At 46.4% G+C, this 16,957-nt stretch carries 20 protein-coding genes; 13 read left to right on the forward strand and 7 right to left on the reverse strand.

What is annotated here, in order from left to right; all coding sequences use genetic code 11:
• Positions 1 to 185: 185 nt before the first annotated feature.
• The 7 genes from NYE54_RS15995 to NYE54_RS16025 all read left to right on the forward strand — a co-directional run bounded on the left by NYE54_RS15995 (position 186) and on the right by NYE54_RS16025 (position 6,915).
• Positions 186 to 671, forward strand: a complete 486-nt coding sequence (locus NYE54_RS15995; protein WP_339273145.1) for a DUF6530 family protein — start codon at positions 186 to 188, stop codon at positions 669 to 671.
• Positions 672 to 748: 77 nt separating this feature from the next.
• Positions 749 to 2,968: an AAA family ATPase gene (locus tag NYE54_RS16000; protein WP_339273147.1), complete on the forward strand. Its 2,220-nt coding sequence runs from the start codon at positions 749 to 751 to the stop codon at positions 2,966 to 2,968.
• 243 nt (positions 2,969 to 3,211) lie between these two features.
• Positions 3,212 to 4,366 (forward strand): AI-2E family transporter, encoded by a 1,155-nt coding sequence (locus NYE54_RS16005; RefSeq protein ID WP_339273149.1) that lies wholly within the window; start codon positions 3,212 to 3,214, stop codon positions 4,364 to 4,366.
• Between the two features lie 41 nt (positions 4,367 to 4,407).
• Entirely contained in the window at positions 4,408 to 4,974 is a 567-nt protein-coding gene (locus NYE54_RS16010; RefSeq protein ID WP_339273150.1) for an NADAR family protein, read from the forward strand.
• 224 nt (positions 4,975 to 5,198) lie between these two features.
• The gene (locus NYE54_RS16015) at positions 5,199 to 5,684 is read left to right on the forward strand and encodes an Rrf2 family transcriptional regulator (protein WP_339273507.1); all 486 of its coding nucleotides are present in this window, start codon (positions 5,199 to 5,201) and stop codon (positions 5,682 to 5,684) included.
• A gap of 191 nt (positions 5,685 to 5,875) precedes the next feature.
• Entirely contained in the window at positions 5,876 to 6,046 is a 171-nt protein-coding gene (locus tag NYE54_RS16020; protein WP_339273508.1) for a DUF1835 domain-containing protein, read from the forward strand.
• Between the two features lie 98 nt (positions 6,047 to 6,144).
• Positions 6,145 to 6,915 (forward strand): alpha/beta hydrolase, encoded by a 771-nt coding sequence (locus NYE54_RS16025; RefSeq protein WP_339273152.1) that lies wholly within the window; start codon positions 6,145 to 6,147, stop codon positions 6,913 to 6,915.
• Positions 6,916 to 7,383: 468 nt separating this feature from the next.
• On the opposite strand, the gene NYE54_RS16030 is transcribed toward NYE54_RS16025, so the two are convergent.
• The 4 genes from NYE54_RS16030 to NYE54_RS16045 form a co-directional block, all read right to left on the reverse strand.
• Positions 7,384 to 8,208, reverse strand: a complete 825-nt coding sequence (locus NYE54_RS16030; RefSeq protein ID WP_339273153.1) for a DJ-1/PfpI family protein — start codon at positions 8,206 to 8,208, stop codon at positions 7,384 to 7,386.
• Positions 8,209 to 8,210: 2 nt separating this feature from the next.
• Complete coding sequence (locus NYE54_RS16035; RefSeq protein WP_339273155.1) at positions 8,211 to 8,843, reverse strand: DUF2306 domain-containing protein; 633 nt, start codon at positions 8,841 to 8,843, stop codon at positions 8,211 to 8,213.
• A gap of 121 nt (positions 8,844 to 8,964) precedes the next feature.
• Complete coding sequence (locus NYE54_RS16040) at positions 8,965 to 10,005, reverse strand: DJ-1/PfpI family protein (protein WP_339273156.1); 1,041 nt, start codon at positions 10,003 to 10,005, stop codon at positions 8,965 to 8,967.
• A gap of 19 nt (positions 10,006 to 10,024) precedes the next feature.
• Complete coding sequence (locus NYE54_RS16045; RefSeq protein WP_339273158.1) at positions 10,025 to 10,243, reverse strand: hypothetical protein; 219 nt, start codon at positions 10,241 to 10,243, stop codon at positions 10,025 to 10,027.
• Positions 10,244 to 10,449: 206 nt separating this feature from the next.
• Here NYE54_RS16045 and NYE54_RS16050 point away from each other — a divergent pair, with 206 nt between their 5' ends.
• From NYE54_RS16050 to NYE54_RS16075, 6 genes are all read left to right on the forward strand, one after another.
• Complete coding sequence (locus tag NYE54_RS16050) at positions 10,450 to 11,136, forward strand: response regulator transcription factor (RefSeq protein ID WP_076323376.1); 687 nt, start codon at positions 10,450 to 10,452, stop codon at positions 11,134 to 11,136.
• 1 nt (position 11,137) lies between these two features.
• Positions 11,138 to 12,496 (forward strand): HAMP domain-containing sensor histidine kinase, encoded by a 1,359-nt coding sequence (locus NYE54_RS16055; RefSeq protein ID WP_339273161.1) that lies wholly within the window; start codon positions 11,138 to 11,140, stop codon positions 12,494 to 12,496.
• 82 nt (positions 12,497 to 12,578) lie between these two features.
• The gene (locus NYE54_RS16060; RefSeq protein WP_339273162.1) at positions 12,579 to 12,710 is read left to right on the forward strand and encodes a hypothetical protein; all 132 of its coding nucleotides are present in this window, start codon (positions 12,579 to 12,581) and stop codon (positions 12,708 to 12,710) included.
• Positions 12,711 to 12,832: 122 nt separating this feature from the next.
• Positions 12,833 to 13,138 carry an N-acetylmuramoyl-L-alanine amidase gene (locus NYE54_RS16065; protein ID WP_339273164.1) on the forward strand — a complete coding sequence of 102 codons (306 nt, stop codon included), beginning with the start codon at positions 12,833 to 12,835 and terminating at the stop codon, positions 13,136 to 13,138.
• A gap of 24 nt (positions 13,139 to 13,162) precedes the next feature.
• Positions 13,163 to 14,233, forward strand: coding sequence for a helix-turn-helix domain-containing protein (locus NYE54_RS16070; protein WP_339273166.1), 1,071 nt, complete (start codon positions 13,163 to 13,165; stop codon positions 14,231 to 14,233).
• A 160-nt stretch (positions 14,234 to 14,393) separates the two neighbouring features.
• A complete protein-coding gene (locus NYE54_RS16075) occupies positions 14,394 to 15,188 on the forward strand; it encodes an SDR family oxidoreductase (protein WP_339273168.1) in 795 nt (264 codons plus the stop codon).
• Between the two features lie 103 nt (positions 15,189 to 15,291).
• On the opposite strand, the gene tatC is transcribed toward NYE54_RS16075, so the two are convergent.
• The 3 genes from tatC to NYE54_RS16090 are packed head-to-tail and all read right to left on the reverse strand — an operon-like array spanning position 15,292 to position 16,915.
• Complete coding sequence (gene tatC / locus NYE54_RS16080; protein WP_339273170.1) at positions 15,292 to 16,035, reverse strand: twin-arginine translocase subunit TatC; 744 nt, start codon at positions 16,033 to 16,035, stop codon at positions 15,292 to 15,294.
• Positions 16,032 to 16,217 (reverse strand): twin-arginine translocase TatA/TatE family subunit, encoded by a 186-nt coding sequence (tatA, locus tag NYE54_RS16085; protein WP_071221680.1) that lies wholly within the window; start codon positions 16,215 to 16,217, stop codon positions 16,032 to 16,034. Before tatA ends, tatC begins: the two co-directional genes overlap by 4 nt.
• A gap of 17 nt (positions 16,218 to 16,234) precedes the next feature.
• Complete coding sequence (locus tag NYE54_RS16090) at positions 16,235 to 16,915, reverse strand: hypothetical protein (RefSeq protein ID WP_339273172.1); 681 nt, start codon at positions 16,913 to 16,915, stop codon at positions 16,235 to 16,237.
• Between the last annotated feature and the right edge of the window lie 42 nt (positions 16,916 to 16,957).

Here is a 16,957-nt window from a genome sequence, read left to right on the forward strand (position 1 = left end):
TCGTTTGTTCTGGCATCGACCAACGACGCAATGCCCTCCACGGATTTTTTGTGAATACAATCCTTTCCAGAGAGTAATTCAATTGAAGCATGAAAGTTGGTATTTACAATAATAGCGGAGATGTCTATTATATATATAGACAAAACATAAATACGTTTATAAATGTTTAGAAATGAGGAGGGACCATGAAAATACCTGCTTCAACAAATCATAAACCCGTGATTGTGTCGGATAACTATGGGAAAGTGGATGGACGATTTGCATCTAAGACAGACGTAGGAGCTCTATCTTTGGGATTGACCGAGCAGAACGAGGATGGTAGGGCGCATATTGCCGCCAAGATATGGAGAGCTGCAGAGGAACAAGGGACCAGTTCATCTGATGAGTTACCCATTCATCGAATTCTGGATTTATCTATTCTCATTTGCAGTGCCCTGACCCATTTTAGCGAAGCCTATAGATTTGAACATTTATATGACCCACAACATCCTATGATCGACCGGATCGGATTGCAGGGGAACGCCATGACGGTGGCTGTTTGCACGGATAATGAACAGATTCAGGAGGATATCAAGCTGTTCAACGAGGCATTGAGTGATAACGGTGAGATGATTGGAGAACGTCTGCGCACTTTAACGAGAATGTTAGAAGAATTGGGTTATGCGCGATGAGAAAGTCGCCGAACGTGGAGTTACGAAACTTTTTTTTCCTGCGTTCAGTGTTAACGAGAGTTTGGAGGTGAGCGGTCATGAAAGACCAGAATGACTTTGCATCTAACGTGCTGTCTCCTGGGAGAGTATTAACTGAGGAGGAACAGAGCCTTGTCTGGAAAAAACCATTAACGCATAAAGTAAGCGAGGAAGAACGGCGAATCACGAATGAGATCAAGCGTAATTGGCATCGCGGCGAGATGAAGATCGCCAATATTCTATTGGAGGGAGATGCCGGCTCCGGAAAAACGCAGCTCGCCAAGGCGCTGTCTGCAAACTTCAGGTTACCCTATACCAAAGTAACTTGTTTTGCCGATATGGATAAATCGGATATCCTTGGCGCCATTTTACCGGTTATTTCATCTGATCGAATGAAGCAGTTGGAAACCGCCGACCAAGCGGCCTTGAGAGCATTATACGAAAGCGACGGCTTTCGAAGCTCAACGGAGATTTTAATGGAGGCGCTTGGGATTACACAAGAGATGGCTTCTGCAAAGATGAAGCAATTATTGAAGCTGGCCGCGAATAACGCTCAGGATGGAGCTGTAGAGTATCGATTTTACGCTTCCGAGATCGTCAGAGCTTTTCAAAAGGGCTATCTGCTGGAAATACAGGAACCGAACGTGATTCGGGATGCTGGCGTATTGATGGCATTGAATTCCGCATTGGAGCCGAGCGGCAGCCTTAATCTCCCAATGGAGATCGTGCACCGGCATCCGGATTTCATAGCGGTGATCACGGCAAACCGCAGTTATGCGGGATCGAGACCGCTTAACGAGGCATTGCGCGACCGGGTTCAGCACACGGAGAAGATGGACCTGCCGACCAAAGAGATCATGATGGAGCGGGCAATGGCCAAAACCGGTTATCGGAATGATGAAATGCTAGACGTACTGGCAAGAGTCATTATCCTATTGGATAAAACAGCACGAGCTAATGCCATAAAAGGCGTGGCCGGCATGCGTTCCTATTTCTATTGGGTGGATGCCGTTGCTCAAGGTGCTTCTGCGAGGGAGGCACTTTACCATAAAGTGATCTACAAGATAACTACCGATTCAGAAGAGATCAAACTGCTGGAAGAAGCGCTGGTAGGCGAAGGCTTATTGGATATGTTGGAGGAAGTCCCGATTGAAAATAATAAAAAACGGAATGCAGAGGCAGTGGAGATCACGACCTGGGACAGCGATATCGACCTGGATTCCGTTCCAGATGGGCAAGTTGGGGAAGAAGGTATCCGGTTAAAAAAGTCCGCTGAAAGCGAAGGTAGCACATCCATTCCTTCGGATGAATCAACAGATATGGAGAGTGCGGATTCGGGTGAAGACGGATCACCGCAATATCACCAGGCCAATCCCGAACCCATGACGGAAGAGGAGAAACAGAAGGAGCGGAACTTCCGCAAAAAGCTGAATCAAGTCTCCAGAGCCATCGTGTCCGACTCGATTCATCAGGCTGTTAAGCTGATCGTTCACCGTCCTGAATACGATCCGATCCAGCAGGAGGAATATTGGAGTCTGAGTAAGGGGCTTATGCCCATCGTGCGGGAAATCGCCAGACAGACGCTGCCGCTATTGGAGCACGAGATAACTGCAGAATTTGCCAAAAACCACTACAACGGTTCTAAATTTCAGGCAGACAGCGTGGCCTACCGCGATTTCAGGTATTTTGCCAAGAAGCGTCCACCGACGGAATCCCCTGGTCTTGTGGTCGGTTTGAGGGTGGATGAATCCGCATCGATGGCTGCTTTCGGAAGATTGGAGGCGGCCAAGCGGGCGGTCATCGCGGTCTATGAATTCTGTCAAATTTGCCATATTCCTGTTTTAATTTATGGGGATACTGCGGATGTTTCCCGTTTGGAGCAGATGTCCATCTTCGCTTATGCCGATTACAATCAACCGGATATCCGTGATCGGTTCAGGTTAATGGGGATCCGAGCCAGAAGTAATAATCGGGATGGGTTGGCTTTAAGAATTATGGCGGAACGGTTAGCAGCTTCACCGAAGCAAACCAAGCTGTTGATCAGCATCAGCGATGGGCAGCCAAAAGCCATGGAAGACTATACCGGAAGTCTGGCCATTCAGGACATGCAGCAGACTCTATCTGAATACGAAAGGAAAGGAGTCAAATTTCTGGCGGCAGCCATCGGTCAAGACAAGGATGTCATTAGTCAGATCTATGGTGTCGAGAGGTTTTTGGATATTACTAACCTGAATGAGCTGCCAGCAAAATTGGTGCGCATTATTTCTCGGTACTTGTAATATATCAACACTGAACAGCTTCAGCCTGCGTGTCTTTATGACATGCGGGCTTGTTCTATTAATATTCGTGAATACCTGAACATATCTTCTAGTTCGTACTTGGTAAACTGGACATGTGCCCCGTTCAAACATTATAGTTAAAAGAATGAGGATGGCGTCATTTTGGCGGATTTTTTTCGGTGTCGTGAATCGATGCTCAGCTTTAAATCTTGAATATGTATACATAAGTAAGGGAGGACATGTATGGAGCAACCCCGTATTTGGCCGGATCGGTTCAAGCGCTTTTTCCTGAATAATAAGTTTGTGCTTCTTTTGCTTGTTCTGTTGCTGGTTGGACTCAACGTGTTGGTTATAAGCAAGATTTCGTTTGTGCTGCATCCGCTCGCCGTGTTAGTCAAGACAATCGTTTTGCCGATCATTTTATCAGGGATCCTCTATTATTTGCTGAACCCCCTGGTGGATTTCATGGAGAAAAGGAAAATCAAGCGCGGATGGTCCATCCTGATCCTATATCTGGTTATTGCCGGTATTCTAACGATTGTGGTGCTCGCGGTCATTCCGGTGTTGCGCAACCAGATTATGGGACTGATTGACAATTTCCCGACATATAGCGAGAAGGTTAGACAGCAGTTTGAAGATCTAACGGGCAGCGAGTTGTATAATCAGATCCAAGAAACCATGAACATTAATTCCCAAGAGTGGTGGACAACCGTCACGCAGAAAGCAACGGAAATTCTGAACCATACGTGGAGCAGAGTGGGCGGGTTCCTGGGTGCTTTTACGGAGATTGTGTTGTCGATCGTGACCGTACCTTTTGTGCTGTTTTATATGCTGAAAGATGGCAAAAAGCTCCCTCAGAAAATATTGTCTTTCCTGCCGACGAAGAGTCGTTCCGGAATTTTGCATGTACTTCAGGATATCAATCATCAGATCAGTTCCTTTATCCGCGGGCAGATTATAGTGAGCTTCTGTATTGGGATTCTGCTCTATATCGGTTATATGATCATCGGTCTGGATTACGCGTTGATTCTGGCGATTATTGCATCGTTCACCAGCGTGGTGCCCTATCTGGGACCCGCAATTGCGATCACGCCAGCGCTGATTGTGGCTCTGGTCACTTCTCCGGTCATGCTGCTGAAGATGGTTGCGGTATGGACGATCGTGCAATTAATCGAAGGGAAATTCATCTCACCGCAAATCATGGGCAAAACGCTTAAGATTCATCCCATTACGATTATCTTCGTCATACTGACGGCCGGTAATCTGTTCGGTGTGGTTGGCATTCTGTTAGCTGTTCCTGGCTATGCGGTACTCAAGGTTTGTGTGTCCCATATTTTCGAATGGTTCAAGGACACATCGGGCATGTACGATCCTCCGAATAGCAACACGCTGAAATAGTCTTTTGAACTGGCTCATCAATAGAATCAGGAGGTGTTCACTTGATATACAACATCCAAGATTTACAAAAGGCCTATCTGGCCGGGGGAAAGCGGAAGTTTCTGTTCTTCTGGGGTCATACGCCTCCAGCCGATGGCAGCGTTAGTAACAGCTGCTTCAGTCAGTGGTGGAAATGCACCTTCCTGATAGATGGCGTATCTTATAACTGTACTGAGCAATACATGATGGCAGAAAAAGCACGGTTGTTCGGCGATCATAAGATGCTGGAAGCGATTATGAAGGCTAGACATCCCAAAGAGATGAAAGCATTCGGTCGTGCTGTCCAATCCTTTGATAACGAGGTTTGGGAGCACCATTGCTATGACATTGTGAAGCGCGGGAATTTGGCTAAGTTCGAGCAGAACCAGGAATTAAGGTTGTATATAAGCACAACGAAAAATCGGATTTTGGTTGAAGCGAGTCCTGTAGATCGGATATGGGGAATCGGCTTGGCGAAGGACGATCCGAACGCTGACAATCCCATGAAATGGCGCGGAAAGAATCTGCTTGGTTTTGCACTGACAGAAGTTCGTGATCAATTACAAGAACAAGGAAGTCATACTGACTGATTCATGAAGGATGTAATCTTTGAAGGCTATAATATAATTTGCTTGCGGAGTCGCCATTTCGGCGGCTTTTTTAAAAAATAAAAAAGGTAGGTTCTTCACAAAGCAATAGTAGGTAAATTCAACCATGCTTCATCCTGAAACGTGGATTCATTGCAAAAAAGAATCCGAATTAATATAATGGATATCACAGGTCCATGTGATTCGAATTAAAGGAGGAAACCGTCATACAGTTTTCCAAAAGCGTTGATTACGCTCTGCACGCCTTAATCCATTTGGCTCATTCGGAGCGTGACCAGAACATCGGAATCAAGGAGTTATCTGCGACGCTGGGCGTTTCGGAAAGCTACTTATCCAAAATCATGTCCAAGCTGAGGCAGGATGGTATCGTGCGGGCTGTACCGGGAGTGAACGGAGGCTACGAGCTGGCCAAGCAGGCTGAGCAGATTACATTCCTTGAAGTGATACAGGTAATTGAAGGAAGACAGCAGCTCTTTGAATGCTCAAATATGAATTCGCGGCAGCACCGTTTGCTGACCGAGGAGAAGGCTGCCGAGAAACAAGAGGACCATCCCCGTGAGTGCGTATGCCTGGTCAAACAGGTGATGGACGGTGCCGAACGGCAATTGAATCGATACTTGGAGGAGCAAACGATCCAGTCGGTATTGGACGCGGCATCGAAGCGTGGCAGCTGTGATGAAAACAAGAAGTGATGAGCTTCTTGTTTTTTTTATATGGATAAGCTGAAAGTTTGGGAGGGATCGTAATCGATAAACTCTTTGAGAAATGTGAGCATGAAGATAGAGTGTTCGGTCAGAGATTGTATAATCTGTTGGAAAAGCATATAGAAACCGTTGACAACCAGCGGCTGCAGGAAGAGGAGCTTCAAACTCACGTCCATATTGTGTTCAGCCTCTCTGAAGCCGGCTCATTAAAAGTTGCGCTCAGTCAGCTTGGTAAACGGGAGGAATCTCGGATCGTCGCATTTAATGATTGGTTTTCAGTCGGTCTCATCACGGAATTGAGGGTTATCACATGTTTAAGAAGTCGCCATTGGCGGCTTTTTTTGTTTTGATTTTGTTTCATTACGATTTTCTATTGACCGAATGTTCAGTCTTAAATTATATTAGAATCATAATCTGGATATCATTCATTGGAGAGAGGAGTTTTCAAATGGATTTAGCTTATCAAACTCAAGGCATTGGGACACCTGTTGTGTTGGTACACAGTCCAGGTGTAGACTCAAGAGAATGGAGGTATATTGCCCCGCATTTAGCTCGGAGCCATCAAGTCATCACGTATGATGGTCGGGGAACGGGAAAATCTCCAGCGCCGCAAAAACCAACCAGCTTGGTTGAAGACCTGCGAGCATTGCTTGATCATCTGGAAATTGACAGCGCTTCGCTTGTCGGTCATTCCATGGGAGGGCAGGCAGTTACGGATTTTGCCTTGACTTACCCTTCCAGGGTTGACCATTTAGTATTAATTGCACCATCGCTAACCGGATTCGAGCACTCTCAGCCATTCATCGATTGGATGGCCCAAGTAAATGCATGCGCACCAGATGTTAACCGTCTGGTTGAACAATCGTTGAGCGGTCCGAATTATCGTGTGACGATGTCCAGCGCTGAACGGGATTTTTTGCGCGAGATGCACACGCTGTATATGACCAGAGTGTTTAGTGAGTGGAAGAGCTTTGAGGTTGTATGGCCGATGCCGCCAGCCATCGAGCGGTTGGAGGAGCTTGTTGCAAGGACGCTGTTTATTCAGGGAACGGTCGAATGGGAGGATATGCAACGAATTGCGGAACAGTTCAAGCGTGTTCAAGACATCCGTTTCGAAGTAATTGAGGGGGCTGACCATATGGTTACGCTGACACATGCAGAAGAACTTGCTGGTTTGATTTTTACATTTTTAGAAGGTACCTTATCTTCAAAAGGGTAAAGGTATTCAGTGTGGTAATGATAAGTATCAGCATGTGTTCGCGATAGGAACATGATGGATTTATGCAATGTGGGGGAAATCACAATGAATGAGCAGTTGCTTGCGTGTAAGCTGGAACTTGTGAAAGCTGAAATAGGAGAAGTGATTTATCAACCATTGAATTCATCAACACGGGATACGAGAAAGATGTTGTCATCTTAGACAAAACAAACGTGATCTCTTTCTATCGCGATGGTTGAAACTCTCCAGAATAATCATCGCAAGCCAGATTTTCAAAAAGGGTATAGTAGATTTTTTGATAGAGAATAACATACACGCAAAAAGCCGCATAATTGCGGCTTTTTTGATGAATTCATGCAATTTCTTTAAGCGAGTAAATGAAACGACATGTAATCATTGTGACTAGATATCTCTAATAGCGGCAGGTGGGGCCGACGAGGTTCCATGCTCCCCGATTGCCTCGATTCCTCACTTTTCAGCTTTAGTCCCCGGTACAGCCGGTTGTACTTTTTTAGACGTCTCCTGGCTCGTCTCAAAGCTAATCGGCGTGATGCCTTTTGCTTGCCACACCGTGCCTCTACGCTCGTATTCAAATAACTTTTCGATGGCATTCGCAATCTGTGGCCCGACTTCACGCTCAACCAAATACAAGGCCACATCAAGTCCGGAAGTAACACCTCCGCCAGTCACCAAGCGAGGACCATCTTCCACGATTCTTGCATCAACTGGGATTGCACCGAGAGCTCCTAATGCACCCATGCCTATCTGATTGGTGACAGCATATCTATCCTTCAATAAACCATCCATAGCCAGCAGCAATGAACCTCCACACACGGTAGCCACCGTAACTTCCTTATTATTCATAGCTTGTTTCACCATACTGGTTAAGCCCGTATCCTTAGCCTGCCTTAATATGTTGGGGATTGCATCTGCGGTATTCCCCGCTGGCTTTCCCGAAGCTCCAGGAACTACAATAATCCCGGGACGATTAGGGTCTAATACGGCTTGGGCTTCAAGCGTGGGTCCATCCAGCCCGCTCGGAACCGAACGCTTACCTTCTGCAGATACCAATTCTACCGTAACTTTTCCTCCAGTGTACATTCCAGCTGCAGCAAATACTTCATAAGGCGCTAATGCGTCCAGCAGATCAAATCCATCGAATAATACGATTTGTACATGCACGCTTTTGTCTTTGGATGGATCCTGATTCTTTTTTGTTTCCGCGCTTGCTGCGGGGGCTAACAGACTTAGAACTAGCGTAAACGACATGAGTAAGCTAAGTATTCTTTTCATTCTTATACCAATTCCTTTCGATTTGTTCTGATGATAATTTCAGGAATAACTAGCAGCAGCGCAATTGAGCCGTAAACGCCGATGGTGTAGCTGGTAGCGTAAACATACCCGAATCCCTGATGAAAAAGGGAAGTAATGAGATGAATCAACATGTTCGTGAAGCAAAAGGCATAACTACGAATCATCCAATTTCGATGACCGATGATCCGTTTCCTCTTGATTTGGACGAGCGCCGTAATGGTGATAAACAGCCAGATCATATTCAGCAGATTGAATCCCATACTGCTTAATTTTCCGCCAGTGGCATAGGGGGCCATATATCCGGAAGTCAGCACAACTAGCAGTACGGATACGATATATACATAACCGTTTACACGATGGAGCCGGCGGCTTCTTTCAAATATTCGATTCGAAAAGTTAACCAGTCCCGATGCCATGGCCATACATGCGAATGCAACATGAACGTACATAACATTTAGCCAAACCGGGAGATTGAGCTCGCGCTTCAGCCCGGTCTTATGACTTAAAAACCCCGAAGCAGCGGGATCGATCCAATAGTTTTTCACCAAGGCGTGTAGTATAAATAGAATGCTGATACAGGCCAGCAATAGATATAACGATTTTCGTTTCTTCATCCGCTCGCAACTCCTGAAACTCTAGATTTGATACACACCATTCCTGGTAAAGAAAAACTCGATCGACATACATCCTTGGAAGCCATTATCGCGTGTATGCCGCGGTTTTTCTTTTTTACGATCAGGAAACCCGATTTCCTGTTAATTTGGATGCAGGCAGAAGGCCAGCTTTGGCTATACCGACCATGTGATCTCCATCGACGACAACTTCAAATTTGAGATTCAAGCGCATGGGTTTCGTGATTCGTAGTGACCAGGCCAGCTTGTTATCCTGAAGCACAGGGTTCATAAACTCAATGGTTTCATCCCCCTGCGTTGCCGTGCCCTGGATCATATCGTTCCTTGTCAATATGGAGAGCTTGACCTCCATCTTCCCAACGGGCGTAGCGATAGTGGTCTCCCAATCCCCGTCGAAGACCGATGCCTGTATGCTTTTGCTATGCTGGGAGCTGGGCGTGGGTGTCATCGCTGTTATGTTCACCGCGACATTTGGTTCGTCACTCGTCACTGATTTATTAACGTTAGGCTTTATCCCTGTATCCTTCCAGACCGTGCCTCTTCGTTCATATTCGAATAACTGCTCGACCGCGTGAGCGATACGAGGCCCAAGTTCACGTTCGACCAGATATAGCGCTACATCGAGTCCTGAAGTTACACCGCCGCCAGTGACCAGATTACCGTCGTCCACGACGCGAGCCGAGACGGGAACTGCTCCAGTTGCACCAAGTAAGTCCATGCCCAGGTGGTTCGTTACCGCCGGCCGGCCATCTAAGAGGCCTCCCATAGCAAGAATCAGGGAACCGCCACAGACCGTAGCGACGGTAATGTCTTTTTGCTGGAGAGCCTGCTTGATCAACCTGGTCAATTCGGTACTCAAGGCCCGGCCCAGAATAGTCGGAATCGAATCGGGCCCATCACCTTCGACGTCGCCGGACGCGCCCGGAACGAGAATGATGCCCTCACGTTCCGGGTCCAGTCTGCCATTTGCTTCAATCCTCAACCCGTTGATGCCGCTAGGCACGGATCTTGGTCCTTCGGCCGTGACTAATTCTACGTTTAACTCGTTTTCAGCATTCATGGCTGCGGCGCAAAAGACCTCATAAGGTGCTAACGCATCCAGAAGATCGAAGCCATCAAACAACACGATTTGAACGTTTAGCATCAATAAATTCTCCTTGTCTCTATTTGGTTAGAAGATCTTTCAGCATGCGATATTCCTTCTCATCAATTTCACCTTTGGCCATTCGGTTCTTCAGAATCATAGCGATATCATCCTTTTGATGATCGTTTTTGTAACGATGACGAATCGTGTATACTCGAACCGCCAGGAAAGAGAAGAGCGTGAGACAAAACAAAGCGCCAAAAGGAAAGAACGAGAAAGCGTTATTTTCCAAACCCATATGTAAACCTCCTTTATCGATGACTGCGCAGGAAGATCACCCGAAATATTGGCTGTCTGTGTGCGCAAATAGAAGCATAACAAACGAATATCTCAAACGAAGATGTAGAAAGGTCACAAAAGTATAAACAAATCATCACAATACATAAGCTCGCGTTAGTTCTAGCTAAAAAAATGATAAACTAGGAAAGCAAAGGTGGGATAAACATGAGTGTTTTCAAGACGATACTGGTTGTAGACGATGACCAAAGCATCGTTGAGTTATTAAGAGATTTTCTAGAGAATGACAACTTTCAAGTGAAAACTGCTTGCGATACCGCTCAAGCGTGGGACATATTTAAGCAGAACTCCATTCATTGTATTGTTCTGGACATTATGATGCCGGGACAAAACGGATTTGAGTTTTGCCGCCGGATTCGCGGGGAGAGCCATGTTCCGATCCTGTTCTTGAGTGCTCGCAGCGATGATGTGGATAAGATTCGAGGCCTGACTCTCGGAGGCGATGATTACATCGTTAAAACAGCTTCACCTGGGGAAATCGTTGCCCGAGTGAAAGCGGTATTGCGCCGTTCCGCTTCCCCGCAGCAAATGGATAGCAGAGTCTTGGATTACGGGCGAATCAAGTTAAATCTGTCCACAAGAGAAGTACTAGTGGATGGAAATAATGTCGTGCTCACACCCAGGGAATATGAGTTGCTGCGATTATTTGCCGAACACCCGAGACATGTTTTCTCCTATGAACAATTACTAGCGAAATTTTGGGATGGGGTGGGCGACAGGCACACGATTCGGGTCCATCTCAGCCGGCTTCGCGAGAAAATCGAAGCCGATCCGAACCAACCGATATTCCTGGTCAACGTATGGGGAGTAGGGTATCGCTTTGAGGGAGGGTAACATGAGGTCACTCCGCATTCGCACGTTTACTATGCTCTGCTTCGTCTTTATTCTCACTTTGCCGTGGATCTTCTTTGTTGCTGCTCACTTTATGGAGACGAAGACGCTCAGCTTCGAAAAAGGTCGGCTGCAAAATGAGACGCTGCAACGAAATATATCGGAAATGACTCAGCGAATTGAATCGGGCACAGACCAATGGACGGATTCCGACTGGCAAAACCAATTGTATTCGGCATTGCGCGAAGCGAAGATGGATGTTCTCATTCAATCCGCAGCAGATCAGGATATTTATCGTTCCAATCCAGATCGACGAGGCACTAAGATATCAACAGAGCGATTCTCTGTCATCAAGGACGGCCAGCTGCTGGGAAGGGTTATTCTGTATCTGCCTCAGTCCAATCAATTTCAAGTGATGTCGGCTTTTGTCGGGCTGCTGCTTGCGATCTTTGTTGTTGGAATGGAAATGAGGCGATTCGTTCTTAAACCACTTGAGAAGATGGGAATCGCAGCTAGACAAATTGCAACAGGAGATTGGGATGTTCGGTTACCCATGTCGAGGATCGCCGAAATCGCTGAAGTCCGCGACGGTTTCAATGTTATGGTCAAGGGGCTTGAGCAATCCTATCGAAAACAGGCCGAATTGGAGGAGGAACGCCGATTCGTCATTGCGGCAGTTGCGCATGATTTGCGTACACCTTTGTTCGCTTTGCGGGGCTATTTGGATGGTCTGGAGCAAGGGATCGCTCAATCTCCGGAAAAAATGGCCCAATATGTGGCGGTTTGCAAGGATAAATCAGCACAATTGGATCGGTTGGTAGAGGATCTGTTCACCTTTACAAAAATGGAGTATGTGGAGTCGGAACTGAACACTAAAACGGTTGATTTTAACCAGGTAATCCGGAATTCGATGGACAGTCTGAGTCCGCTGGCTCGGCAAAAAGGCATCTCGATCTCATTCCGTGTAACAGATGGCTGCATCATCAATGGAGATATGCATTTATTGGAGCGAGCCATGAACAATCTTCTGGATAATGCCGTCAGACACACACCTACAGCTGGTGACATCGAAGTCCTGTGCAACAAAGATGGCAATAAGGTTATGTTTGCGATACGCGATACCGGGTCGGGCTTCTCTCTGGAAGAACTTGAGCGTGTATTTGAACCGCTGTATCGCGGGGAAGCCTCCAGAAGCCGCTCTACTGGAGGAAGCGGATTAGGCTTAACCATTTCACAAAGAATTGTTAGACAGCACGGAGGCGAGCTTGCCGCAAGCAATCATCCGGAAGGGGGAGCGCTGCTGGAAGGATGGTTACCTGCAGCAGCTTCAGAGCAGATGGATTCGGAAAGCCACGAAAAATGATGGGAATCACTGACCGGTTTCACAACCGTGATTCCGGAACTGCTCCCAGGTCAAAGCGCCTCTTGGGGCAGGCCAGACGATTGTGCTGCAATATGTTGTTCATGAAGATGCCGAGGAAGGCATTGTCATCAGTCGGGTTATCGCATTTTCAGATAATGGCCAAAGGCTGGAAGTGGCGACACCATTAAGAATTACTGGCGAGGATGAAGAATAAGGACGTATCTCAATAAAAAGCGTAGAACCTCGGTTCTGCGCTTTTTTTAATTGATGTTGATTCATCTCCACTTGATCTTGATGTCACCCTTGTACACACGTTTAAAGAAGGGGAGAAAACGGATGAAAAAGGGTGCAACGATCATACCGCTTATATTGTCAGCAATATTCATTATTTTGCTGTATAATAATCTTTCGAATGAAGGTTCAGCAAGCTATCGTATGGCGGATATAACCAGTTCGAATGATCGCTCGCATGGCAAACAAACACAGCACGATCCAGAATCGACCAATATGGCTGCCGTTCTGCTGGAGATGTGTTACTTAACCAATCCGCAAGAAGAGGAAGAAATGCTAACAGAAGAAGTCCAATACAGGATAGCAAGTTCCATCCTGGACAGGATCAAGGAATATCTAACATTACAATAAACAGTATATAAAGGAGCCCTATAAATGAAGCATTATGCATCTGGCCGTATTAAAATCCCGCCGGGATTTTGGGAAGGATTACATCAATTAGGGATTGCCGCTCATGACATAGCACGTAAAGCACAATTACCGCTTACCATCATAACGGCGGAGTCTATAGTCACCACCGCCCAATATTTCGCGATCTGGAAGGCTTATTCCGATCTCATTGGTGACACGGCCCAAGCCATCATCAAGCTTGCGACCGTTTTTGAAACGGCGCAGTACCCACCGACCGTCTTAGCGCCTTACCACGCTCGTGACTACCGCGATGCTCTAAACCGAATGGCTCGGTATAAACAACTATGTCCACCCGAAGGCTTGCTGATTACCGAGGAAGGCGAGTACTGTACCATCGAGCTGGAATGGCTGAATCCAGGCGAACAGCCCGGTCCTCCGCTGCTTGTGGGTATCACACTAGCATGTCTTTTGGAGCTTGGACGCCGGGGCACAGGTCAACCATTGACCGCACATTTGGTTGAATTTTCGCAGCCTATGGGCGATGTCCAAGCTCTTGAAGCTTATTTTGGCTGTCGTATCCGGATGGGTGCTACGCGTAACCGGTTGACGCTCTATCGAAGAGATCTGGACCGCACTTTTATCTCGTATAACGAAGAATTGCTGGAGATCCTAACTCCCGCTCTGGACCGTTCGCTTGATGAACTACAGAGCAACCAATCCATTACCGACCTGGTTAAGTGGATCATGAAGCGCAGTCTTACAGGAGGGCGACCTGACATTCAGTCTGTGGCGAAGGAGTTCAATATGAGTGATCGTACGTTACAGCGCAGGTTAACGGAAGAAAATACGAGCTTCAAGCAATTGCTGATGCAAGCTAGACACGAGCAGGCCATTGAGTACTTGGCAGACCCCTCGCTCGATCTCAAAGAAGTTGCTTTTTTGATTGGATATGAAGATCAGAACTCGTTCTACCGTGCCTTCCGTCTTTGGGAAGGAGATACTCCATCAAATTGGCGTACTGAGCATCTCAGTACCCATTCGCCATCGGAACAACGGCAGGGAATGCTGACCATGAATTCAAGCGTTCTCAACTAAACGGTTTCTATAGAGAGGTTGCAGGTTACTTCAGTGTGTTGCTTTAGTATTATCAATTGGCGTGTTATACAAGTACTTTGGCGCTATGTGCTAGTTACTCAATATTCCTGACAAAGTAATATAATCATTATCCGGATCACAAAGGAGAAATGATTATATTATGGATATGGGATTAAACAATAAAACGGCTCTAGTTACCGGTTCAACAAAAGGCATAGGTAAGGCCATTGCTATTGAACTTGCAAGAGAAGGTGTTCATGTACTCATTAATGGACGAAATCATGAAGAGGTCGAGCAAACCGTGAATGACATCAAGTCCCAATTCCCGGCGACGTCTCCTCAAAATGCTACAGCCGATATCGTGGATGCAAAGCAAAGAGAAGCTTTGTTTGAAAAATATCCCCATGTGGATATTTTAGTTAACAACATGGGTATTTATGAAATTATGCAGTATGAGGATGTTGATGATGAGGTATGGGAGAAATATTTCCGTACGAATGTGCTTGCAGCTAATGGATTAACTAAATTTTACTTGCCACATATGTTGAAACGTGATGATGGGCGCATTATTTTTATAGCCAGCGAAGAAGCCGTAATGCCTTCAGGACAAATGCCTCAATACTGCATGACAAAATCAATGCTCTTATCCTTGTCTAAGAGCTTGTCCAAATTAACCAGGGGAACGGAAGTGACCGTTAATACGATTATGCCAGGACCAACCCTCTCAGAGAATGTGTACCAAATCATAGAAGGAATGTACCCTGATAAAAATATGACTTTTTCTGAAAAAGAGAAGGAATTTATGGTTACGAACCTACCTCAATCCGAAATACAGCGATTTATCAAGCCTATCGAAATAGGTAGACTGGCTGCATTCCTGTGCAGTCCTTACGCATCCGCGTTTAAAGGTTCTCCAATCCGTATGGATGGCGGAATGGTGCCTACGATTTTCTAAGGTTAGTATAATATTCTTACTCATATTAAAAGCTTGGGATCTAAAAGAGATCTCCAAGCTTTTTTAGTATCTATTCGCAATGTCCCTGATTCGAACCGGGTTTTTATTCGCTTATCAATTCCAGCTTGGTCAGCCTTTTGTGGTATACAATGCGAGACAGTCCAACGCTAATTTCATATAGAAGCAACAGGGGCACAATGACAAGAATGTCCGACACGATATCCGGCGGTGTAATGGTAACAGCTGCTATCGTCAGCAGCAAGTAGGCAATTTTCCGCATTTTAGCTAAGCGGAGCGGATTCAGGATGCCAATCGAGGTCAAGAACATGATAACGACGGGCATTTCGAACAGCACACCGAACGGTACGGTCATATGCACCATAAAACGGAAGTATCGCTCAGCTGTATAAGCTGTTATGAAATGATGCGACAGCGAATCCAGAAAGGACAGGACCATGGGGTAAATGACAAAGTAACCAAAAGCCAACCCCAATAAAAAAAGGGCTCCGATCGCGGGGATATACGCCAGAGAAGCACGCCGCTCAATGGTGCTTAAGCCGGGTACGACGAAACGCCATACCTGAAATCCGGCAACAGGCATCGTCACCGCCAGAGCTATAACGCCTGCAATCATGAAGTATACCCAAATCACGTCCGTTGGTCCCAATACTTGAAGCTTACCCTCCACGTCTCGAGTCAACATTTCATATAGGGGTTCAACATACAGAAAAGCGGCACAAAGGGCTACCAAAAAGGTGCCCAATGTGATGAGAATCCGCTTGCGGAGCTCTGTTAAGTGCTCCAATATATGCTGCTCCTGTTCTTGTGCCTGCTCGTGCTCGATCATTTCAATTTATCTCCATCATGGATATCTTCGCTCGAAACCAGTTCACGCGTTGAGTTTTTGAACTCGCTCAGTGTACGACCGAAGGCACGGCCCAGTTCAGGCAGCTTCGAAGGACCGAAAATAATTAAGGCGATCAACAGAATGAGGATCAGCCCTGTCACACCGATATTTCCTAGAGGCATATGATCAACTCCTTTACCTATTTTTTATCCGATGCCATTTGCAGCAGCTTTGTAATATCTCTGGCGATCGACTCGTCGCGCGGCGCACCATGCAGCTTCGAGGCAATTCGGTCGATCAGCTCAGGAGCTTGCGGATTCGTTACCGTTAGAATTTGCACTTCTTCGTTAAACATGCTTTTCACTTGCTCTTTGGCTTGCGACATATTATCGTTGTCCGCAGACTTGGCCCCGATCACACCCTGGTTTGGTTCACCTTTACCCGACATTCCTTGCGTCTGACTTAAAACCTTTTGCTGCATGTTGTCATATTGGTTAGAAGAAACGCGTGATTCTGCACGTGCCAGAATAATCGTGTCATTCAGGACAAAGGCTTTGACTCCTTCAATGCCTGAACTTGCGAGTCTTGACTGGACATGGGAAGAGACACCGCCTTCATGCAGGCTGGAAGAGCCGATCATGCTGTACACGGACATGCCCATACCGCTTGTGGTTTTCCCGTGGACATTGGTCGTTTCGGTCTTGGGCCCATGATAGCTTGGGATCACATCGGTACTGTGCAAGTGTACGGCATCCGCATTACGCTGTTCCATGGATTGCGCATTTTGTTGATTGTCGTTTTGATTTAAGCAAGCTGTTAAAGAAAGAAGCAGTGCTGAGCCCAATATTGGACCTCTCCACTTGCTCCACAATTGATTCATGAGCATTCGCCTCCATATCATTAGTGTTTTTATCATGCCCGG

The organism is Paenibacillus sp. FSL K6-1330 (genome assembly GCF_037976825.1).
Lineage (GTDB): Bacteria > Bacillota > Bacilli > Paenibacillales > Paenibacillaceae > Paenibacillus_AQ.